Origin of the sequence: Flavobacterium dankookense (assembly GCF_004362665.1) — a bacterium.
In the GTDB taxonomy this organism is placed as follows: Bacteria; Bacteroidota; Bacteroidia; order Flavobacteriales; family Flavobacteriaceae; genus Flavobacterium; species Flavobacterium dankookense.
In genome coordinates this window covers 364,050-385,207 of record NZ_SNXR01000013.1, presented here as the reverse complement: position 1 = coordinate 385,207, position 21,158 = coordinate 364,050, and the positions used below count along the sequence as shown (strand labels likewise).

The 21,158-nt window shown below is 33.1% G+C and carries 20 protein-coding genes; 9 read left to right on the top strand and 11 right to left on the bottom strand.

From position 1 onward, the window contains the following. Window positions 1–9: 9 nt before the first annotated feature. From BC748_RS08290 to BC748_RS08275, 4 genes are all read right to left on the bottom strand, one after another. A complete protein-coding gene (locus BC748_RS08290) occupies window positions 10–2,052 on the bottom strand; it encodes a M13 family metallopeptidase (protein WP_133533011.1) in 2,043 nt (680 codons plus the stop codon). 134 nt (window positions 2,053–2,186) lie between these two features. Next, window positions 2,187–2,384 (bottom strand): hypothetical protein, encoded by a 198-nt coding sequence (locus tag BC748_RS08285; RefSeq protein ID WP_133533010.1) that lies wholly within the window; start codon window positions 2,382–2,384, stop codon window positions 2,187–2,189. Between the two features lie 98 nt (window positions 2,385–2,482). Continuing rightward, complete coding sequence (locus BC748_RS08280; protein WP_133533009.1) at window positions 2,483–3,907, bottom strand: MBL fold metallo-hydrolase; 1,425 nt, start codon at window positions 3,905–3,907, stop codon at window positions 2,483–2,485. A gap of 76 nt (window positions 3,908–3,983) precedes the next feature. Then, complete coding sequence (locus tag BC748_RS08275; protein ID WP_133533008.1) at window positions 3,984–4,784, bottom strand: sulfite exporter TauE/SafE family protein; 801 nt, start codon at window positions 4,782–4,784, stop codon at window positions 3,984–3,986. A gap of 140 nt (window positions 4,785–4,924) precedes the next feature. Between BC748_RS08275 and porX the strand changes: the two genes are divergently transcribed. From porX to BC748_RS08255, 4 genes are all read left to right on the top strand, one after another. Beyond that, window positions 4,925–6,478, top strand: a complete 1,554-nt coding sequence (porX, locus tag BC748_RS08270) for a T9SS response regulator signal transducer PorX (RefSeq protein WP_133533007.1) — start codon at window positions 4,925–4,927, stop codon at window positions 6,476–6,478. 84 nt (window positions 6,479–6,562) lie between these two features. Then, a complete protein-coding gene (tsaE, locus tag BC748_RS08265; RefSeq protein WP_133533006.1) occupies window positions 6,563–6,970 on the top strand; it encodes a tRNA (adenosine(37)-N6)-threonylcarbamoyltransferase complex ATPase subunit type 1 TsaE in 408 nt (135 codons plus the stop codon). Window positions 6,971–7,017: 47 nt separating this feature from the next. Then, window positions 7,018–8,211: an alanine dehydrogenase gene (locus tag BC748_RS08260; RefSeq protein WP_133533005.1), complete on the top strand. Its 1,194-nt coding sequence runs from the start codon at window positions 7,018–7,020 to the stop codon at window positions 8,209–8,211. Between the two features lie 62 nt (window positions 8,212–8,273). Next, window positions 8,274–8,648 carry a DUF4258 domain-containing protein gene (locus BC748_RS08255; RefSeq protein ID WP_133533004.1) on the top strand — a complete coding sequence of 125 codons (375 nt, stop codon included), beginning with the start codon at window positions 8,274–8,276 and terminating at the stop codon, window positions 8,646–8,648. A 62-nt stretch (window positions 8,649–8,710) separates the two neighbouring features. Here BC748_RS08255 and secDF read toward each other — a convergent pair whose 3' ends face one another. From secDF to BC748_RS08235, 4 genes are all read right to left on the bottom strand, one after another. Then, the gene (gene secDF, locus BC748_RS08250) at window positions 8,711–11,677 is read right to left on the bottom strand and encodes a protein translocase subunit SecDF (protein ID WP_133533003.1); all 2,967 of its coding nucleotides are present in this window, start codon (window positions 11,675–11,677) and stop codon (window positions 8,711–8,713) included. Window positions 11,678–12,071: 394 nt separating this feature from the next. Beyond that, complete coding sequence (locus BC748_RS08245) at window positions 12,072–12,968, bottom strand: phospholipase A (RefSeq protein WP_133533002.1); 897 nt, start codon at window positions 12,966–12,968, stop codon at window positions 12,072–12,074. A 36-nt stretch (window positions 12,969–13,004) separates the two neighbouring features. Further along, complete coding sequence (locus BC748_RS08240; RefSeq protein WP_133533001.1) at window positions 13,005–13,418, bottom strand: DUF6691 family protein; 414 nt, start codon at window positions 13,416–13,418, stop codon at window positions 13,005–13,007. 3 nt (window positions 13,419–13,421) lie between these two features. Continuing rightward, complete coding sequence (locus tag BC748_RS08235; RefSeq protein ID WP_133533000.1) at window positions 13,422–13,979, bottom strand: YeeE/YedE family protein; 558 nt, start codon at window positions 13,977–13,979, stop codon at window positions 13,422–13,424. 140 nt (window positions 13,980–14,119) lie between these two features. Here BC748_RS08235 and BC748_RS08230 point away from each other — a divergent pair, with 140 nt between their 5' ends. From BC748_RS08230 to BC748_RS08220, 3 genes are all read left to right on the top strand, one after another. Then, window positions 14,120–14,578, top strand: coding sequence for a 2-dehydro-3-deoxyphosphooctonate aldolase (locus BC748_RS08230; RefSeq protein WP_133532999.1), 459 nt, complete (start codon window positions 14,120–14,122; stop codon window positions 14,576–14,578). 66 nt (window positions 14,579–14,644) lie between these two features. Next, window positions 14,645–15,463: a 3-deoxy-8-phosphooctulonate synthase gene (gene kdsA / locus BC748_RS08225; protein ID WP_133532998.1), complete on the top strand. Its 819-nt coding sequence runs from the start codon at window positions 14,645–14,647 to the stop codon at window positions 15,461–15,463. A gap of 19 nt (window positions 15,464–15,482) precedes the next feature. Beyond that, a complete protein-coding gene (locus tag BC748_RS08220) occupies window positions 15,483–16,313 on the top strand; it encodes a hypothetical protein (protein WP_133532997.1) in 831 nt (276 codons plus the stop codon). 4 nt (window positions 16,314–16,317) lie between these two features. Here BC748_RS08220 and BC748_RS08215 read toward each other — a convergent pair whose 3' ends face one another. Both BC748_RS08215 and BC748_RS08210 read right to left on the bottom strand, forming a co-directional pair. Next, a complete protein-coding gene (locus tag BC748_RS08215) occupies window positions 16,318–17,358 on the bottom strand; it encodes an RluA family pseudouridine synthase (protein ID WP_133532996.1) in 1,041 nt (346 codons plus the stop codon). Beyond that, window positions 17,348–17,977, bottom strand: coding sequence for a PASTA domain-containing protein (locus BC748_RS08210; RefSeq protein ID WP_133532995.1), 630 nt, complete (start codon window positions 17,975–17,977; stop codon window positions 17,348–17,350). Before BC748_RS08210 ends, BC748_RS08215 begins: the two co-directional genes overlap by 11 nt. 103 nt (window positions 17,978–18,080) lie before the next feature. Here BC748_RS08210 and BC748_RS08205 point away from each other — a divergent pair, with 103 nt between their 5' ends. After that, window positions 18,081–19,055, top strand: coding sequence for a D-alanine--D-alanine ligase (locus tag BC748_RS08205; protein WP_133532994.1), 975 nt, complete (start codon window positions 18,081–18,083; stop codon window positions 19,053–19,055). Window positions 19,056–19,057: 2 nt separating this feature from the next. Beyond that, window positions 19,058–19,522: a pantetheine-phosphate adenylyltransferase gene (gene coaD / locus BC748_RS08200; RefSeq protein ID WP_425459550.1), complete on the top strand. Its 465-nt coding sequence runs from the start codon at window positions 19,058–19,060 to the stop codon at window positions 19,520–19,522. A gap of 50 nt (window positions 19,523–19,572) precedes the next feature. Here the strand turns inward: coaD and BC748_RS08195 are convergent, their stop codons facing one another. Beyond that, window positions 19,573–20,916 (bottom strand): DEAD/DEAH box helicase, encoded by a 1,344-nt coding sequence (locus tag BC748_RS08195; protein ID WP_133532993.1) that lies wholly within the window; start codon window positions 20,914–20,916, stop codon window positions 19,573–19,575. Window positions 20,917–21,158 lie beyond the last annotated feature (242 nt).

Sequence of the window (21,158 nt, the reverse complement as noted above, 5' to 3'; positions counted from 1 at the left end):
TTTTTGTTTTTACCAAATAGTAATTTTCAAATTATCAGGTCGTTTCATTTTACTACCATTCTTTATATTGAATGCTTTATGAAAATCTGGATTATTTTCTAATGGTCCATTAATTCTGTATTTCGCTGGTGCATGAACATCCGTTAATAATTGATTGGCAAGTGATTCCGGTTTAATATTTACCATCCAAGCGTATCCATAAGCCAAAAAGAAACGTTGTTCTGGAGTTAATCCACTGATTTTCTCTTTATTTTTATACTGTGATGATTTCTTAAATGCCTCAAATCCCATAACCACTCCACCTAAATCGGCAATGTTTTCACCTTGAGTAGCGTCGCCGTTTACAAATTTTCCTGGTAATGCTTCGTATTTATTAAATTGCTCTACAATCAATTTGGTTTTTTCTTTGAATTTTTTCAAATCCTCAGCTGTCCACCAATTATTTAAATTTCCTTTCTCATCATACTGACTTCCTTGATCATCAAATCCATGTGTGATTTCGTGACCAAAAGTAGAACCACCAATAATTCCATACAAAACTGCATCATCTGGCATTCTACCTTCAAATCCTGGAACTAAAATATTACAAGCTGGAACACAAATTTCATTATTACTTGGATTGTAATAAGCGTTATAGGTTTGTGGAAACATTCCCCATTCTGTTCTATCAACAGGTTTTCCATATTTAGAAATCATATCATTAATAGCCCATTTGTTAGTAGCCATTACGTTTTCCAAGTATGTTTTTCTACTGATTTCGACACTGCTCATGTCTTTCCACTTGTCAGGATAACCAACTTTCATTACAATTTTACTAAGTTTGTGCAATGCTTTTTTCTTAGTTTCTTCGCTCATCCAATCTAACTTTTTGATACGTTCTGCATATACAGTTCTGATGTTATTTCCGATTTCTAAAAGCTTTTCCTTTGAACCTTCCGGCAAATATTCTTTTACATAAACTTGACCAATCAATTCACCTAAAGAACCATCAGTTTGTTCAACAATTCGTTTCCAACGTGGTTTTTGCTCTTTCACTCCACTCATTACGGTAGAATAAAAATAGAAATTCTGTTTCTCTATTGCGTTGTTAAGATAAGATGCATACGAATTCACTAAATCCCATTCCAAATACGTTTTCCAGTTTTCGATAGAATAACTTTTTATCATTTGGTCTAAAGCCTTGTAAAATTCTGGCTGACCAACAATTAAAGTATCTACATTTTTTATTCCTATTGTTGCTGTAATTGCTTTCCAATCCATATTTGGTGTTGCTGCATTCAACTGAGCAATACTCATTTTATTATAATTTAAAATCGGATCACGAAGCGCTTCTAACTTTCTTGAATTTTTAGCTAACTCCGTTTCCATCTTCATGATTGAGGCTGCATTTGCTTTTGCGTCAGTGGCTGAATAACCGATCAACTGTGATATTGCTTGAAGGTGTTTCACATATTCGCTTCTGATTGCAACTGTTTCTTTATCAGTATTAAAATAATAATCGCGATTTCCCATTCCTAAACCACCTTGACTTAAAAAAACGGCATATTTAGCACTGTTTTTATCATCTTGTCCAACATAAGCAGAAAAAGCTGGATTTGCACCAATTGTATGTAAATATGAAATTGTATTCAAAAGAGAAGGCACATCTTTTATCGATTTTATTCGGTTGATATCTGATTTTAATGGTGATAAACCTAATTTTTCAATAGTCAAAGTATCCATTCCAGAAGCATAGAAGTCACCAATTTTTTGTTCGTTACTGCCTTTTGTTGAATTGGTTAAAGCAGCTGATTTTTCACATATTTGTTTAATTTGAGAATTGATTGTATCGCCTATTGTTCTAAAAATCCCGTTGCTTCTTTCACTAGCAGGAATAGGATTTCTCTTGAACCAACCTCCATTTGCATACATGAAAAAATCATCAGCAGGATTGACAGTAGTATCTCTATTCGTTAATAAAGGATCTATAAAATCCGTTTCTTTTTGATTGCAACTAGAAAGTGTTAAAGCTAAAATTAAAGCTATAAAAGGTAATTGGTTTATTTTCATCATTATGATTGGTTTAGTGAGACTAATTTGAAAATTAGTAGTAAAAGTAACTATTATGTTACTACAATTTTAAATTTTTGCAACAAAAAAAGCGTTCAAAATTGAACGCTTATTAAAAAAAATTACAAAAAATATAATTATGCTTTTTTCTCTTCTGCTTTTTTAGCTGAACAACAACCCGCTTTTTTTTCTTTACTACATTCTTTTTTATCTTCTGTAGTGGCTAATTTTTCAGTTTTTGCTTTTTTCTTTTTATCTTTTGTAGGTTCAGTAGCATTTGCATTTACTGAAAATAAAAATGCTGCAATAGCAAACATTGATATGATTTTTTTCATCTTTTATAATTTAAATATTAATAATCATTTGTTTAGTTAATCAAATTTATGTTTTATTTTGAATAGTCATCCATTTTTAACATTAATTTCGGCTTAAATTATTTTAATGTTGATGGGCAAACAAAGTTTGTGGTTTTTATTCCTGTTTTCTTAATCGCGGAAAACCCACCTAAAACATTAATTACATTATGATAACCTCTAGCTTTTACAATAGATGCAGCAATCATTGAACGATAACCTCCAGCACAATGCAAATAAAAATCGTTTTCTTTTGGAAATTCTGCTAAATGATTATTTAAAAAATCTAACGGTGTTGAAGGCACATCTACAATGTGTTCCGCTTCATATTCTCCTGGTTTTCTGACGTCAAATACAGCTAGTTCTTTAGTGTCGTTCTGAGCTTGTTTCAATACATCTTCAAGAGTTTCAGCGGAAACAGAAGTAACAGTATCATAATCTAAACCTGCTTTTTTCCAAGTTTCAAAACCTCCTGATAAATAACCAAGAGTTGCGTCATATCCTACTCTAGCTAATCTCGTGATGGTTTCATTTTCTCTTCCAACTGGAGTTACCAAAAGTATTGGTTGCTTATAATCTAAAATCAAAGCACCAACCCAAGGAGCAAATTGACCATCAATTCCAATAAAAATTGATTTTGGAATATGTCCTTTTTCAAAATCATCTTGATGACGAACATCTAAAATCAACGCATCAGTTTCATTAGCAACAATTTCAAATGTTTTAGCATCAAAAGCTTTTGCCTCAGAGATAATAGTTTCTACATTTTGATAACCTTCTTTATTGAACTTCACATTCATTGGAAAATATGCTGGCGGTGGCAATAATCCATCGGTAACTTCTTTAATAAATTCTTCTTTAGTCATATCCGCACGAAGCGCATAATTTGTTGCTTTTTGGTCGCCAATACTTCCGACAGTTTCTTTACTTAAATTTTTACCACAAGCACTTCCTGCACCATGCGCTGGATAAACAATAACATCGTCAGCGAGAGACATAACTTTTGTTCGCAAACTGTCAAATAAAATTCCAGCTAAATCTTCTTGCGTCATATCAGCCGCTTTTTGAGCTAAATCTGGACGACCAACATCGCCTAAAAATAGTGTGTCACCACTAAAAAGAGCGTAATCTTTACCATTTTTATCTTTCAATAAATAACACGAACTTTCCATGGTGTGACCTGGCGTGTGAAGGCAAGTCAAAGTAATTTCTCCCAGATGAAAAACTTCATTATCTTGAGCTATATGTGCATCAAAAGTTGGGTTGGCATTTGGACCATAAATAATCTTTGCTCCTGTTTTCTCTGCTAAAGTTACATGTCCAGAAACAAAATCTGCATGAAAATGAGTTTCGAAAATGTACTTGATTTTAGCATTATTTGCGGTTGCTTTATCAATATACTGTTGCACTTCTCGCAATGGATCGATAATGGCAACTTCTCCATTACTCTCAATATAGTATGCGCCTTGTGCTAAACAACCCGTATATATTTGTTCAATTTTCATAAATTTTTCTATTTTATAACAAAGTTAACGGAATTCAAATTGACAAAAGATGATAAATAACAGTTTTTACTCTTTTTTAAGAAAAAAATAACTCTTTTGCAATTATGTAAGTTCCCATAAACAAAACAAAATAACCAAAACCTTTTTTTAGTTTTTCGCCTGAAACTTTTTTAGAAAGAAAGCTTCCGATAAAAACGCCAACTAATGAACAAAAGGTAAAAGTCAGCATTAATTCCCAGTCTAAAACTTGCGTTGTAATGTCGGCTAAAAAACCTATTAAAGATTGTATAGCGATTATAAATAATGATGTTCCAACGGCCATTTTCATTGGTGTTTTTGCCAAAAAAAGCAAAGCAGGAATAAGTAAAAATCCACCTCCAGCACCAACAAAACCAGCAATCAATCCAATAAATAATCCTTGTGAGAAAATAGCAAAATAATTTAATTTTCCATTGGCATTAATCTCAACTTCCTTAGTTGGCTGTATCATTTTGATTGAAGCAACAATCATTACAATTGCAAAAACAATCATGATAAAAACTGGCTTATGTAAAGAAAATGATTGGTTGGAAAAGATGATTTCTGGGATATTTGGAACAATAAATTTTCGAGTTAAAAAAACTGCCAAAACGGTTGGAACTCCGAAAAGAAGTACTTTTTTAAAATCAACTAATTGCTGTTTTGCTTTTTGAATTCCTCCAACTAATGCAGAAAATCCAACTACAAACAAAGAATATGCTGTAGCTAAAATTGGTTCAACTTTCATAACATAAACCAAAATTGGAACCGAAAGAATTGAACCACCACTGCCAATCAACCCTAATGTTATTCCAACAAAAACCGCTAAAAAATAACCAAGTATTTGATTAAATTCCATCACAAATAATTTATAGTCAAATATGGGGTTTTTATCGATAGTAAAGAAATAATAACTTTAATTTATTCGTAATAATTTATAATAAATTTAATAATTCTGCGTTGTATAAGTAGTAAATTGCACGTTAAATAGATAGCAAAATGGATATCATAAAAATTCTTTGGGTTGATGACGAAATTGATTTGTTAAAACCGCACATACTTTTTTTAGAAAAGAAAAACTATAACGTAACGACCTGTAATAATGGTCGTGATGCCATTGAAATATTTGAAGAAGGCAATTTTGATATTGTTTTTCTAGATGAAAACATGCCTGGAATGAGTGGTTTAGAAACGCTTCAAGAAATGAAAGAAAAAAAATCTTCCACACCAGTAATAATGATTACCAAAAGTGAAGAAGAATATATCATGGAAGAAGCCATTGGCTCAAAAATTGCAGATTATTTGATAAAGCCAGTAAATCCGAACCAAATTTTACTGAGTTTAAAGAAAAACTTAGACCATTCGAGATTGGTTTCTGAAAAAACGACATTGGATTATCAAAAAGAATTTCGAAAAATTGCGATGGATATGACAATGGTTCGAACCTATGAAGATTGGGTTGAATTGTATAAAAAATTACTTTTTTGGGAATTGGAACTCGAAAACATCAATGACCAAAGCATGTTTGAAATTTTGGAAAGCCAAAAAGTAGAAGCCAATTTTCAATTTGGAAAATTCATCGAACGAAATTACGAAGACTGGTTCGAACCAAAAGCAGATAAACCAATACAATCGCATACTTTATTTAGAGAACTAGTTGTTCCTGAGTTGGTGAAAAAAGACAAACCTGTACTTTTTGTAGTAATTGACAATTTACGTTATGATCAATGGAAAGCTATGGAAAGTGTTATTGCCAATCATTATAAATTAGAAAAAGAAACTCCTTATTTTGCAAGTTTACCAACAGCTACACAATACGCGAGAAATTCAATTTTTTCAGGATTAACACCATTAGAAATGGAGAAACAGTTTCCTCAATATTGGAAAAATGATGTCGAAGATGGAGGAAAAAACCTATATGAAGCTGAATTTTTAACCGCACATTTAAAACGATTGGGCTTAAATATTAAGCAAGATTATTTTAAAATTACCAATTTGTCTAGCGGAAAAAAACTTGCAGATAATTTTAAAGGGTTAAAAGACAACGATTTAGTTACTGTTGTTTATAATTTTGTCGATATGCTTTCACATGCCAAAACTGAAATGGATGTGGTGAAAGAACTTGCTTCCGATGATAAAGCCTATCGTTCGTTAACGTTAAGCTGGTTTAAAAATTCTCCTTTATTAGAGATTATTCAACAAGCACAAAAGCTTGGTTTTAAACTAATTATCACCACAGATCACGGAACAATAAATGTTAAAAATCCGTCGAAAGTGATTGGAGATAAAAATACAAGTTTGAACTTACGTTATAAAACTGGACGAAGCTTGAGCTATGAAGACAAAGATGTTTATGCTGTAAAAGATCCAAAAAAAATAGGCTTACCTGCAATAAATATGAGTAGTTCATACATTTTTGCAAAAAACGATTTATTTTTGGCTTATGTAAATAACTACAATCACTACGTAAGCTATTATAGAAATACTTACCAGCATGGAGGAATTTCGTTAGAAGAAATGATTGTGCCGTTTTTAGTTTTTAATCCGAAATAAAAAGTGATTTGTGAAAGGTAAATTAAAACTATCAATCAAAAAGTAATACTATTTACTTTTCACTAATTACTAATTACTTAAACCATGGAAATTATATTTTCGATTGAAGAAATTGGCGAAGTTGCCAAAAAAATAATTGCTGAAAATCCTAAAAAAGTCATTCTTTTTCATGGAAATATGGGCGCAGGAAAAACCACTTTAATAAAAGCTTTAGCGAAAGAACTTGGCGTAAAAGATGCTACTAGCAGCCCAACTTTTTCTTTAGTAAATGAATACAAAACCTTTGATAATCAGTTAATTTATCATTTTGATGTCTATCGCCTAAAAAGTGAAAGTGAAGCATTAGATTTTGGTATTGATGATTATTTATATTCAGGAAATTGGTGCTTCATCGAATGGCCAGAAAAAATTCAAAACTTGTTACCAGATACTTTTTCAGAACTATTTATCAGTCAAACGATAGAAAACAAAAGAAAAGTAACGCTGGTTTAGATTTGGATATTTTTTTGTAATTTGTGCCCTATTTGATAATAAATACAATGGCTAAGACACCTTTTACCAAAGAGCAATTACTTCCACAAGAAGAAAAACTAGAAATCTATCGTCATAAAAGTGACTTGTTTATTGGTGTTCCAAAAGAAACTTCTTATCAAGAACGTCGTATTTGTTTGACACCAGATGCAGTTAATTCGTTAACATCACATGGACACAAAGTTTTGATAGAAGCTGGTGCTGGTTTGAGTTCAAGTTATACCGACAAAGAATATAGCGATGCTGGAGCGAGTATCACTAACGATACAAAGAAAGTTTTAAGCTGTCCAATGATATTAAAAGTTGAACCGCTTACCATTGAAGAAATTAGTATGGTCGAAAACAATGCTATAGTAATTTCGGCAATTCAATTAAAAACTCGAAAAAAAGAATACTTCGAACTATTATCAAAGAAAAAAATCACTGCTTTAGCTTTTGAATATATAAAAGACGAAGATGGTTCTTATCCTGCAGTGAAATCATTAAGCGAAATAGCGGGAACAGCTTCTGTTCTTATAGCTGCCGAACTAATGATTAATAATCAGTTTGGAAAGGGATTATTGTTAGGAAATATTACTGGAGTTCCGCCAACTGATGTTGTTATTCTTGGTGCTGGAACTGTAGGCGAATTTGCTGCAAAAACCGCACTTGGACTTGGAGCACATGTTAAAGTATTTGATAATTCAATAACCAAATTAAGACGACTTCAAAATAATCTAAACCAACGAATTTTTACCTCAACCATTCAACCAAAATCATTATTGAAAGCATTAAGAAGATGTGATGTTGCCATTGGTGCAATGCGCGGTAAAGAACGTTGTCCAGTAGTTGTAACTGAAACAATGGTTGAACACATGAAAAAAGGTGCTGTTATTGTCGATGTTAGTATCGATACAGGTGGTTGTTTTGAAACATCCGAAGTTACTACACATGAGTCGCCAACATTCATAAAAAATAATATTATTCACTATTGTGTTCCAAATATTCCATCGCGTTATTCTAAAACTGCATCGCTATCTATTAGTAATATCATTACTCCTTATTTGTTACAAATTGCCGAAGATGGTGGTTTAGAAAGTGCTATTAGATGTAATAAAGGTTTGAAAAATGGTGTTTATCTGTATCATGGTATTTTAACCAACAAAGCAATTGGCGATTGGTTCAATTTGCCTGATAATGATATAAATTTAATCGTCTTCTAATAATTTTTTGCTTTTAAGATACTGTTTACATTTTTCGTTTTACTTTTGCAAAAAATAATTTTATGAATTTAAAATATCGTTTTGCCTATTATCTTGTAGGTTTTACTATTGGAATGTTTTTTGTGGCTCTAATTTGGAGTGGAAAAGATACCCGATGTAATTATTTTCCAAATGCTCGTGTGTTAAATGATCTTCGGAACAAACCTTTCCATTATGACATTGAAGCCTCGAGGCGACTTTCAGAAGATTGGGTTGATAGTGTTGACATAAAAAATTCTTTAACTCATGGTGATGTAGATTTTGACAAAAGCAATATCAAAGTTGATGGAGGAAAATTATACATCATTTACGGAAAAACAAGTAAAAATGAAGAAATAACACTTGAAGTTGTAAATTATCCAAATAAAGCCGTACTCAGAAATATTATTCGAAAATAAAATTTAAGTCATAAAAAAAAGGTTGCTAAAATTAGCAACCTTTTTTTTATTTGATGACTTACTTATTCAGCATGTCTTTTTTCAATTTCTTCAATATCTTTCTTACTGATTGAGTCAACTAATATTGGAGTTGCAATAAACAATGAAGAGTACGTTCCAACAACAATACCAACAAGCATTGCAAAGATAAATCCTCTAATTGATTCACCACCGAAAATAAACATAATCAATAATACTAAAACCATTGTCAATGATGTATTGATGGTTCTAGAAAGTGTTGTATTAATAGATGCATTAACCACATCTTTGAAACTACCTTTTACATTTCCAGCTAAGAATTCTCTAACTCTATCAAATACAATTACAGTATCATTCATAGAATATCCAATTACTGTTAAGATAGCAGCTATGAAATGTTGATCCATTTCCATGTGGAAAGGCATGTATTTGTATAACAATGAATATAATCCAAGAACAAAAATAACGTCATGTAATACTGCAGCGATAGCTCCCAATGAATACTGCCATTTACGGAACGAAATCACTAAATATAAACCAACTACAAGCATAGCACCAATAACAGCCCAGAACGAGTTAGTTTTAATATCAGCAGAAATAGCTGCTCCTACTTTTGACGCTTGTAAAACACCTGTTGTTTTTCCGTCATAAGTATTGATGAAGTTTTCATACGTTAATCCATCTTTATAGTACTTTTTCAATGTAGCATAAAGTTTCTCATTTACTTCTTTATCAACACCAACTCCATCTTCTTTGATTTTGTATTTTGTTGTTATTTTTAATTGATCATCATCACCAAATACTTTTGCTTCAACAGTTACACCAAATACAGCTGATAATTCTTCTGATACTTGAGTTGGCTCTACTGGTTTTTCAAATTTTACTTGGAAAGTTCTCCCTCCAACAAAATCAACGCCTTCATCTAAACCATTAAAGTAGAAAGAAATACAACTTACTATAACAACTACAGTAGAAATAGCATAAGACCATTTTTTTATTCCAATAAAATCAAAATGGAAGTTTGTAAACCAATTCTTTGTAGTCGGTGTAGCGAACATCAAACTTCTGTTTGCAGCTATATCTCTATCAATAAATATTCTAGCAATAAAAATAGAAGTAAACAATGAAGTAAAAATACCTATTAATAATGTTGTAGCAAAACCTTGAATTGGTCCAGTTCCAAAGATAAATAAAATGGCTCCGGTTAACACGTGAGTAACGTTTGCATCAATAATTGAACGCATTGCACCTTTCCAACCATAGGAAGCTTTAACTGCTTCTGCTAATGTTTTACCCTCTCGAAGTTCTTCTTTTGCTCTTTCATAAATAATGATGTTAGCATCAACGGCTGTACCTAATGTTAATACGATACCAGCAATTCCTGGCAATGTTAATACAGCACCTAAACTTGCTAAAATTCCAAATAAGAAAAGTAAGTTTACTATCAAAGCTGCATTTGCATACCAACCTGCTCTACCATAATAAAATACCATCCATAAACATACTAATAAGAAACCAGCAATAGATGAAGTTGTACCAGCATCAATCGCTTTTTGACCTAAAGATGGTCCAACCACTTCTGATTGAACTATTTCAGCAGCAGCAGGTAATTTACCAGCTCTTAAAACGTTAGCTAAATCTTTTGACTCAGCAACTGTAAAGTTTCCTGAAATTTCAGAACGTCCACCAGCAATTGGTCCTGTAGAAACTCCTGGAGCAGAATACACAACATCATCAAGAGCAATAGCAATAGCGCTTTTTTGAGTGTAAGCTCTTCCTGTTAATTCTTCCCAAGCTCTTGCTCCTGCACCATTCATTTGCATTGTTACCGATGGTTTACCCATTTGGTCAAATGAATCTTTGGCATCAACAATAACACCACCACTTAATGGAGCGATATCATCTCTATTACCTTTTAAAGCATATAAATCAACCGTTTCAACGTCTTTTTTAGTTTTTGCATCTTTAACAGAAACTGGTTTACCCCAAACAAATTTTACGTTTTGTTTATCTGCTGGAACCAAAGCACGAATTTCTGGTCTTTTAAAATAACCATTAATCGCCGCTGTATCTTTAGTTGTGAAAGTAGCCAAAATTGGACCACCACCTTGACCAACTAATCTATCAAATAAAGGATTATTTCCTTTTTTAGCAGAAGCTGTATCTGTTTCTTTATCAGTTAATAGTTTAGTTAATGAGTCAACTGGTTTTTCTGCTTCTTTAACTTCTGATTTTACAGTAGCTTTTAAAGCTTCATTAGCTGAACCTAAGAATCCCATGAATTCTTCTGCTTTGTATGTTTCCCAAAACTCTAATTCTGCTTTACTAGAAACTAATTTTTTAATACGGTCAACATCTTTAGCACCAGGCAATTCGATTAAAATTCTACCTGTTTGACCAAGTTTAGCAATGTTAGGTTGCGTTACACCAAATTTATCGATACGACTTCTTAATACTCCAAATGCAGATTCAACTGATTCATCTACTTTTTTAACCAATACCTTTTTAACTTGGTCATCAGTCATATTAAAGTTGATTTCATCCGATAAATTTCTGTTAGCAAAAATATCTGGAGAAGCTAATTTAGTAGTTCCTTTATTAGCATCAAAAGCTACAAAAAATGCATCTAAATAACTTTGATTTCCTTCTTGGTTACGAGTTGCTTCGTCTAAAGCTTTATTGAAAACAGGATTATTAGAATTGTTAGACAATCCTTTCAACACGTCTTTAACCGAAATTTGAAGAATAACGTTAATTCCTCCTTCAAGGTCAAGACCTTTGTTGATTTGTTTATCTTTTACCTCATCAAAAGTAAAATCCGTAAACCCTAAATTGAATACTTTTTCTTTTCCAATTGAATCAAGATATTTGATTTCCTTTTCAGGATTTCCACCTGCGAAAGCTTTTGCATCATTTTTTACTTTGTTTGCCACAAAAGTGAAAGAAAGTTGGTAGATACTCACCAATGCAAATAGAATTGCGAAAAATTTAACTAGTCCTTTATTCTGCATTATTACTAAAAATTAATTATTCTTTTGGTTATTGTTTAGAGTTACAAAAGAAACAAGCAATTGAAATTCAATACATTACTACTTAAAGAAATGATTTTCCAATTGTTCCCTTTTTTTGAAACGTGCAAATATATAATTCTAAGTGTGATTAACCAATATTTTAATGATTAATATCAAAAAAAATCAAGGAAACATTCTAATAATTTTTGAGTATAATCAAAATTGGAAGTTCTTACAGTTTAAAGTTCAGGATATGAATACTAATTAAAATATATCCAAATCAAAATAAAACTTTTTAACAAGTATTAAATAATAATTTTAATAAAAGGTCATATTCTTTTTTAGATAAAAAAATAATAGCTACGAACAAAATTGACTTAAATAATAAAAAAAACTACCAATCTGCAAAGGAAATTCCAAATCCAAGGGTAGTTTGGCGAAAGTTATAATCAATCAAAGTTTCACCATAGCCTTCAAAGAGTTGAACATGGCCACGAAGATGTCCTTTTAATGGGAAAACATAATTCAACTGAATGCTTCCTCCTTTTATTTGGTTAAATGGATGTGTTATGATGCTATAAAACTGGTGTCGGTGATAGTTGTAGGCTACATTAATTTCCGCATTACCAATGTATTTTCCAATATTTGGATTTTCATCTTCTTCATCTTCCAATCGTATCCAAGGATTTAGTGTAATTATCCAATCGTCATTTTGATAACCCATGTGAAAGATAATTCGGTTCCAACTTCTTGAATTTGGTAAATCACGACCATTGGATTGGTGATTAAATGAAAGCCCAACCGAACGAAACTGACCTCCAAAGAATTTCCAACGAACGGGATATTTAAAAACTATTTCAGGTTCATAATTCAACTCTCTAAAAACCCGAGACAAGCCTGTATTAAAAACTTGCCAATGCGCTTTTTGAGTATATCCCAACCAAATATCGCCTTTACCCCAAAAGATACCTTGTACTAACTTGGTTTTAAAACTAACTTGAAACTTAGCTTCGATATTATTATAAGGAAAGGAAGTGGTTGACGAAAAATCTGGATTATCACTCGTGGGTTTGTCATTTGGTTTGGACGACCATCTAACGGGCGCAAGATAAATTGGCTTGTACGACATCAATCGGAAAGTGCCTTGTTGATAAACACTATCCAATTCCCATCGCTCTGAATACGTTTTTACAATATAATCATCTGATAATTGAAAAAGTTGTTGCGCTTGAAGATTTGAAAACATCACCATCAATAAAAAGCAAATTAGTATTCTGGTAAATGTTATCATCATGATTTCGTTTATGTTGATTACAAATATAGTAGTTTAATGTGGTAATTTATCTTTAAAAACACCATAAAGAAATGTGCCGAAAATTGCTCCAATCAAAACAACTCCAATACTCATAAAACCTGCGCCAAGAAGTATAAATATTGGTCCAGGACACGAACCAACCATTGCCCAACCTAAACCAAAAAGCGTTCCACCAATCCAATAACGTGCATTACCTTTTTCTTTATCTTGAATAACTATAGGATTGCCATCAATGTCTTTTAAATTGTTTCTTTTGATAATTTGAATGCCAATAACACCAGTTATAATAGCAACTGTTATAATGCCAAACATGTGAATGGACTGAAATTGAAACATCTCATAAATACGATACCATGAAACTGCTTCTGATTTGGTCAATACAATTCCAAATACAAAACCTATTACTAAATATTTTACTAATTTCATGGTTTAAAAAATTAAGGGTAAAAGAAAATGAGACATGATTAAACCTCCAATAAAGAAACCAATAACCGCTTTTAAAGAAGGTAACTGAAAATTACTTAATCCAGAAATAGCATGACCAGATGTACAACCACCTGCATAGCGCGAACCAAAACCAATTAACAAACCACCCAAGAGCAAAATCCCAATCATTTTTGGTGATGAAAATGCTTGGCTGCCAAAAATACTTTCTGGTACTAATTTTCCATTTGGTGCTTCGATATTCATTGTGGCTAATTGCTCGATGGTAGTTGGGTTTAAATCGACATTAGAAGCATCACTCATGAAATGAACCGCAACATATCCGCCAATCATTGCACCAAGTACAACCACTAAATTCCAACGTTGCGATTTCCAATCCCAATCAAAAAAAGCCACCTTCTTCCCTATTCCAGTCATCGAACAAAGCGAACGAAGATTAGACGACATGCCGAATTGTTTTCCAAAATAAATCAAGCTAAGCATTATCATTCCAATAAGAAAACCAGAGATTGACCAATGCCAAGTGTGCGTTATTAAATCCATACCTATTTATTATTTTTACAAAAATAGAAATTCAATAACAGTTTATTGATTAAAATATATAATTTTATATTCGCAAATAAAAATAAGTCCTTCAACCGTTTTAGCACGATTATTGCACGTCGAATGAAAAAATGATTATCATGAAAAAAATCAGTTCCGTTTTTACCCTTCTTTTATCTAGCTTATTCCTTTTTTCTTGTGTAAGTACGAAGTCAACAATCAAAAATATTGATGACAAAGCGCCACTTCCTACTTTGACCAAAGACAATACATTTCTAATTACAGAATACAGCCAAGACTCAAAATATGGTTACGATCCTGATTATCCTGTTAATGTTTTTTATAAAAATTCAAAGGATGAAAATCTAAATGCGCAACGATATCTAAATGCTTTAGCTGGTCCAAAAGGCGAAAAAATATTTTATAAAAAATTGGAAAGCTGCTGTCCTTTTCCAAGTAAACGAACAGAAATGGGTGCCGGATTTTTAGATGTTTATGAAATAACTTGGGTTGGACTTCAAAAACCTTTAAAATTGTACTTAAACATCTACGAAAGAGGTTATTTATTAATTCCAATCGGATTTTCAGCCAAAAAATAGTTTGTTAAAAAGCAAAAAAAAGACACAAATTATTGCTACTTTTGCACTTTCAAAAAAACATAATTTATGAACCTAAATACTATTCCACAAATCAAAAATATTGATAGTGGAAACTTCTTTGTTTTAGCTGGTCCATGCGCCATTGAAGGAGAAGAAATGGCAATGAGAATTGCAGAAAAACTGGTTACTATTACAGACAAATTAGAAATTCCTTATGTTTTCAAAGGTTCTTTCAAAAAAGCCAATCGTTCTAGAATTGATAGCTTTTCAGGAATTGGAGATGAAAAAGCATTAAAAATTCTTCGTAAAGTTTCAGAAACGTTTCATATTCCAACCGTTACCGATATCCACACCAACGAAGATGCTGACAAAGCAGCTCAATATGTTGATGTACTTCAAATACCTGCCTTTTTAGTTCGCCAAACCGATTTAGTAGTTGCTGCTGCTAACACGGGTAAAACGGTAAATCTAAAGAAAGGACAATTTATGAGTCCAGAAAGCATGAAACATGCAGTGCAAAAAGTATTGGATTGTAACAACCAAAATGTGATGGTAACGGATAGAGGAAGTATGTTTGGATACCAAGACATGATTGTTGATTTTAGAGGAATTCCAACGATGCAACACTACGCTACAACCGTTTTAGATGTTACGCATTCACTTCAACAACCCAATCAAATGGCTGGTGTAACTGGAGGAAGACCAGATATGATAGAAACTATTGCCAAAGCTGGAATTGCCGTTGGCGTTGATGGAATTTTTATTGAAACGCATTTCGATCCAGCGAATGCCAAAAGTGATGGAGCAAACATGCTACACTTAGATTATTTCGAAAACTTAATGACTCGACTTGTTGCAATTAGAAAAACAATAAACGCATTTTAATATTTTTTTATTCAAAATTTTGAAAAAAGTCTTTTTACTCGCCTTATTCTGTTCTTTACATTCGTTTTCACAAGATTTAGCTACTCCAGAGAAATATACTGCCCATAACAAAGGAAAATTTTATATTTTTTGGGGTGGAAACAGAGAAAGCTTCTCAGAATCTGATATTCGTTTTCAAGGAAATGGATACGATTTTACACTACATAATGTCGTGGCTCACGATAAACCTAAAGGTTGGCACTGCGACTATTTAAATCCTGCAAGAATGACCATTCCGCAAACCAATTTGAGAATAGGTTATTTTATTAATGACCATTACAACATTTCTATTGGTGTTGACCACATGAAATATGTAATGTATCAAGGTAGAACTGTAGATTACACTGGAACCTATCCAAATCAAGGAAGTTATGGAGAAGTGTTACCAAACAATCAAATACTATTAACAGAAGATTTTCTAACCTTTGAACACACCGATGGTTTAAACTATATAAATACAGAGTTTTCTAGAGTAGATGATATTTCAAAATGGATTAAACTTCCTAATACGGATAAATTTCAAATCAATGTAACAGAAGGTCTTGGCGCAGGAATATTATACCCAAAAACCAATGCCAAGCTTTTTGGCAATACGCGTCACGATGATTTTCATGTTTCTGGTTATGGAGTTTCGGCAAAAGTGGGTTTGAACTTTACTTTTTTCAAGCATTTCTTTATCCAAACGGAATTAAAATGTGGTTATATCAATATGAATGATATCAGAACTACAAATAATCCATCAGATAAAGCGTCACAAGAGTTTTTCTTTTTCCAAAGAATAGTAGCTTTAGGCGGAATATTTAGAATTTAGAAAACTATTCTTCGTCTGAATCGGTTGCGTTGGATTTGGCATAATTGCGCCATTTTTCAATACATTCCTTCATATCATTAGGAATTTCAGTATCAAAACTCATAAATTGTTTAGTAGTTGGATGTTCAAATCCCAATGTTTTGGCATGCAGCGCTTGTCTTGGTAGTGTTTTAAAGCAATTATCAATAAACTGTTTGTATTTTGTAAACGTAGTACCTTTTAGAATAAGATTGCCGCCATATCGCTCATCATTAAATAAAGTATGACCAATATATTTCATATGAACTCTAATTTGGTGCGTTCTTCCAGTTTCTAATTTACATGAAACCAACGTAACATAACCAAAGCGTTCCAGTACTTTATAGTGTGTCACAGCATGTTTTCCTTGCTCGCCATCAGGATAAACTGCCATTTGCATTCTGTCTTTTACATGTCGAGCAATGTGTCCTTCGATTGTTCCTTCGTCTTCTTTTACATTTCCCCAAACTAGTGCAATATATTCTCGGTCTGACGATTTATCTTCAAACTGTTTGGCTAAATGCGTCATGGCTGCTTCTGTTTTTGCAACCACTAAAAGTCCCGAAGTATTTTTATCAATTCGATGCACTAAACCTGGTCGTTCACTAGAATTCATTGGCAAATTTTCAAAATGAAAAGCCAAAGCATTCACCAAAGTTCCTGTATAATTTCCATGACCTGGATGAACCACTAAACCTGGTGGTTTGTTAATTACCAACAAAGCTTCGTCTTCATAAACAATATCCAAAGGTATATTTTCGGGAAGAATATGGTTCTCAAATGGTGGATGTGTAAGCATCACGCGAACCACATCAAAGGGTTTTACTCTATAATTGGATTTTACAGGAATATCATTTACCCAGATATTGCCTTTTTCGGCGGCTTGCTGAATTTTATTGCGGGTAGCAAACTCAATAAATCCCATCAAAAATTTATCAACACGCAACAACGATTGTCCTTTTGGAGAAACAAATCGGTGGTGTTCAAAAAACTCTTCTTCTAGTTCGAAATCTTGATTATTCTCCATCAACAGTATCTATTGGAGGTATTTCAGTAGAATCAACAGCCGTAGAATCTAACATAGTATCATCAAAAACTACTTTTCCATCACCTAGAACTAAATCTATTTTTGATGATTTTAATACTTTCTGACCTGGTTTTACTCGTTGTCCATTCATCATCATTTCAAGTACCATGTCTTTTCCTAAATAAGGTTTATAGGTAATGGTTCCTTCTTGCAAACCAATTGCTTTTAAGGTTGGAACGGCTTGTCGATAGGTTTTTTCAATTAAATCGGGAACAGCAACCATAGTAAAAGTGGATGCGTTTATTTTTAAATATACTTTTCTACCGCCTTTTACTTTTGCGCCAGCTTTTGGTTCTTGTTCTACTATAGTCAGTTTTGGAAATTCTGCTCTATAATCAACCGTATCAAGAATGATGTAATCCAAATCCAAATCGCTTAGTTTTTCCTCAGCTTGTTCCACTGAAAGTTTACTCAAGTTCGGCACTTCTATTTCTTCGCCATGATTGGTGAGATAGTTCAAACTATTAAAAAACAAAAAGGCAACAATACCAACAGAGACAATGGCAAAAAGAATTTGGCCAAAGAAAACCCGACTAGTTAAGTATTTTCGTAAACTCATAAAAAATTAATTTAGGCAAATATATAAAAACCTAAAGCCATTTTGTTTGAAAAAAATTGATAATTTTGTTTAACCTAATACATAAACTAATCCTTAGACAGAAATGAAAAAAGTTGCCATCATCATGGGCGGTTATTCAAGCGAATATCAAATATCGTTAAAAAGTGGAAATGTTGTTTATCAATTTTTAGACAAAACAAAATATGAAGCCTACAGAATTCACATTTTCAAAGAAAAATGGGTTTATGTTGACGACACTGATACCGAATTCCCTGTTGATAAAAACGATTTTTCTGTAACTGTAAAAGGAACTAAAATCAACTTTGATGTAGTGTTCAACGCTATTCACGGAACGCCAGGCGAAGATGGATTAATGCAAGCCTATTTTGAACTATTAGAAATACCACAAAGTTCCTGCGATTATTATCAAGCAGCTTTAACCTTCAACAAGCGTGATTTATTGTCTGTTTTAAAACCCTACGGAATAAAAACGGCAACGTCGTATTATTTAAATTTTGGCGATGACATTAATACCGATTTAATATTAAAAACAGTTGGTTTGCCTTGTTTTGTTAAACCCAACAAATCGGGTTCAAGTTTTGGAATTTCTAAAGTAAAAACTAAAGAAGAATTTCTTCCTGCTATCGAAACTGCCTATAAAGAAGACAACGAAATCATTATCGAAAGTTTCCTTGATGGTACCGAAGTTTCGGTTGGAGTGATTAACTACAAAGGTGAAATTACCGTTTTACCTATCACTGAAATTGTTTCCGAAAATGATTTCTTCGATTATGAAGCCAAATATTTAGGAAAATCTCAAGAAATAACGCCAGCTAGAATTTCTCCTGAAATGACTGCAAAAGTTTCGGCTGTAGCCAAAAAAGCCTACGAAGTATTGAAAATGAGTGGTTTTTCTAGAAGTGAATTCATCATTGTTGATAATGAACCACACATGCTGGAAATGAACACTATTCCGGGTTTAACCACCGAGAGTTTAATCCCTCAACAAGCGGCAGCCGCAGGAATTTCATTGACTGATTTATTTACAAATGCCTTGGAATTGGCTTTAAACAAGTAATTATGATGAAAAGAAAAGCAGTTTTCCCAGGTTCGTTTGACCCAATCACTTTGGGACATTATGATATTATCAAAAGAGGTATTTCACTTTTTGATGAAGTGGTCGTTGCCATTGGCATCAATGCGGATAAAAAATATATGTTTTCGCTAGAGGATAGAAAACGTTTTATAGAAGAAGCGTTTGCCAATGAGCCAAAAGTTAGCGTAATCACCTATGAAGGATTGACCATCGATTTGTGTAAAAAAGAAGACGCACAATTTATACTCCGTGGATTGCGCAATCCTGCCGACTTTGAATTTGAAAAAGCCATTGCACATACCAACCGAAAACTATCGAAGATTGAAACGGTCTTTCTTTTAACCGCTTCCAAAACGTCATATATCAGTTCAAGTATTGTTCGCGATGTGATAAGAAACGGTGGCGATTACACGGTTTTAGTTCCCGATAGTGTTTTGGTGAAGAAATAGTTACCAGTCGCAGTAAGCAGTCAGTCCAAACAGTAAACTGAGACTAAAACCTACTCCTCTTTCTTAATCACTTTTCGTGCTACTTCAATTTTAAACTTCTTCCCTTTCATTTTTTCATCGCGAATATTAGAAAGTAAGCCGTTCACTTTATTGTATTTCACCGCAGCAAACGAAATAAAATCTTTCACCTCAATCAGTCCTAAATCGCCTTTTTCTAGTTTTCCTTTTTGAGAAAAGAAACCAACGATGTCTATTTTATTCAATTTGTTTTTCTTTCCACCGCTGATGTAAATCGTTTGAAACTCGGGTGGTTTTGGTAAAGTTGTTGCGGTGTCCACCTTTAGAACTGGCATATCATAATCGATATAATCGTGCTTTTTTTCACTTTCGTGAATGATGATATAAGCCGTTCCCGAAGCCAACATTCTAGCTGTTCGACCGTTTCGGTGGGTGAATTCGTCTTCTTTAAAAGGCAAATGATAATGAATAACGTGTTTCATCTCGGGTATATCCAATCCTCTAGCCGCCAAATCCGTAGTAACCAAATAACTCACACTGCCGTTTCTAAACTGAATTAAAGCACGCTCGCGTTCGTCTTGCTCCATGCCACCGTGATAATAAGTAGCATAAATTCCTTTTTCGTTGAGCGTATCACTGATGCGTTCTGCAGCATCTCTGTGATTGCAAAACACCAAAGCCGATTGCGATTTCAGCGAACAAATCAACTGAAACAACGTCTCCATTTTATCTTTGTCTTTAGAAACGACCAACTTCATAGCAAGATTTACTTTTTCTTCTTCCGAGGGAATAAAATCCAAAACCGTTGGATGCACCACTTGGGTATATCTTGGAATTTCAATACCCGATGTAGCCGAAACCAAAACCCTTTTGTTCACTTTGGTCAACCTACTGATAATAAAAGACATTTGCTCGTGAAAACCGAGTTGCAGCGACTTGTCAAATTCATCCAAAATCAAAGTTTGAATACCATCCACTTTAAACGTTTCTCTATCGATATGATCGGCTATACGTCCAGGTGTTCCAATTAAAACCGCTGGCGGATTGGATAAGTTCTTGATTTCGGTTTCGATGGCATGGCCACCATAGCACACGTTTACTTTATAGGCTGTACCCATTTTTTTCCAAACCTGCTCAATTTGTAACGCCAACTCTCTCGATGGCACTAAAATCAAACATTGCACACCCGTAATTTCCTCTTCTAGCAAGGCAAAGACTGGCAACAAAAACGCCAATGTTTTACCCGAACCCGTTGGCGAAAGCAACAAAACATTGCTATCGTTTACAATAGTTTCTTGTGCGGCAAGTTGCATGTCGTTTAGGTTTTCAATCCCTAAATTTAAAAGTAAGTTATTTAAATGGTGCTGATTTTTCATGCAGCAAAGGTAAGCAATAAGTTGGCAGTGGCAGTGTTCCGTTTACAGCGACCTGAAACCGAGATTTAATACTAAAAAAAACACTTCATTACGGAAACCCGTAAAATAGAATTGTTTTTTTGTTTTAGGTTTGTAAAAAATAGGTATAAATACGGAGTTGATTGATTGTAAATACTTTTATATTTGGAAAGTACAAATGCATTAAAGTTGTTAGACTTTGTGGAGAAGGTAATTTGAATTAA

What these genes read in the sequence shown, in the direction of transcription:
- BC748_RS08290 (WP_133533011.1), bottom strand. Translation starts at nt 2,052, where the DNA reads ATGATGAAAATAAACCAATTACCTTTTATAGCTTTAATTTTAGCTTTA.
- BC748_RS08285 (WP_133533010.1), bottom strand. Translation starts at nt 2,384, where the DNA reads ATGAAAAAAATCATATCAATGTTTGCTATTGCAGCATTTTTATTTTCA.
- BC748_RS08280 (WP_133533009.1), bottom strand. Translation starts at nt 3,907, where the DNA reads ATGAAAATTGAACAAATATATACGGGTTGTTTAGCACAAGGCGCATAC.
- BC748_RS08275 (WP_133533008.1), bottom strand. Translation starts at nt 4,784, where the DNA reads ATGGAATTTAATCAAATACTTGGTTATTTTTTAGCGGTTTTTGTTGGA.
- porX (WP_133533007.1), top strand. Translation starts at nt 4,925, where the DNA reads ATGGATATCATAAAAATTCTTTGGGTTGATGACGAAATTGATTTGTTA.
- tsaE (WP_133533006.1), top strand. Translation starts at nt 6,563, where the DNA reads ATGGAAATTATATTTTCGATTGAAGAAATTGGCGAAGTTGCCAAAAAA.
- BC748_RS08260 (WP_133533005.1), top strand. Translation starts at nt 7,018, where the DNA reads ATGGCTAAGACACCTTTTACCAAAGAGCAATTACTTCCACAAGAAGAA.
- BC748_RS08255 (WP_133533004.1), top strand. Translation starts at nt 8,274, where the DNA reads ATGAATTTAAAATATCGTTTTGCCTATTATCTTGTAGGTTTTACTATT.
- secDF (WP_133533003.1), bottom strand. Translation starts at nt 11,677, where the DNA reads ATGCAGAATAAAGGACTAGTTAAATTTTTCGCAATTCTATTTGCATTG.
- BC748_RS08245 (WP_133533002.1), bottom strand. Translation starts at nt 12,968, where the DNA reads ATGATAACATTTACCAGAATACTAATTTGCTTTTTATTGATGGTGATG.
- BC748_RS08240 (WP_133533001.1), bottom strand. Translation starts at nt 13,418, where the DNA reads ATGAAATTAGTAAAATATTTAGTAATAGGTTTTGTATTTGGAATTGTA.
- BC748_RS08235 (WP_133533000.1), bottom strand. Translation starts at nt 13,979, where the DNA reads ATGGATTTAATAACGCACACTTGGCATTGGTCAATCTCTGGTTTTCTT.
- BC748_RS08230 (WP_133532999.1), top strand. Translation starts at nt 14,120, where the DNA reads ATGAAAAAAATCAGTTCCGTTTTTACCCTTCTTTTATCTAGCTTATTC.
- kdsA (WP_133532998.1), top strand. Translation starts at nt 14,645, where the DNA reads ATGAACCTAAATACTATTCCACAAATCAAAAATATTGATAGTGGAAAC.
- BC748_RS08215 (WP_133532996.1), bottom strand. Translation starts at nt 17,358, where the DNA reads ATGGAGAATAATCAAGATTTCGAACTAGAAGAAGAGTTTTTTGAACAC.
- BC748_RS08210 (WP_133532995.1), bottom strand. Translation starts at nt 17,977, where the DNA reads ATGAGTTTACGAAAATACTTAACTAGTCGGGTTTTCTTTGGCCAAATT.
- BC748_RS08205 (WP_133532994.1), top strand. Translation starts at nt 18,081, where the DNA reads ATGAAAAAAGTTGCCATCATCATGGGCGGTTATTCAAGCGAATATCAA.
- coaD (WP_425459550.1), top strand. Translation starts at nt 19,058, where the DNA reads ATGATGAAAAGAAAAGCAGTTTTCCCAGGTTCGTTTGACCCAATCACT.
- BC748_RS08195 (WP_133532993.1), bottom strand. Translation starts at nt 20,916, where the DNA reads ATGAAAAATCAGCACCATTTAAATAACTTACTTTTAAATTTAGGGATT.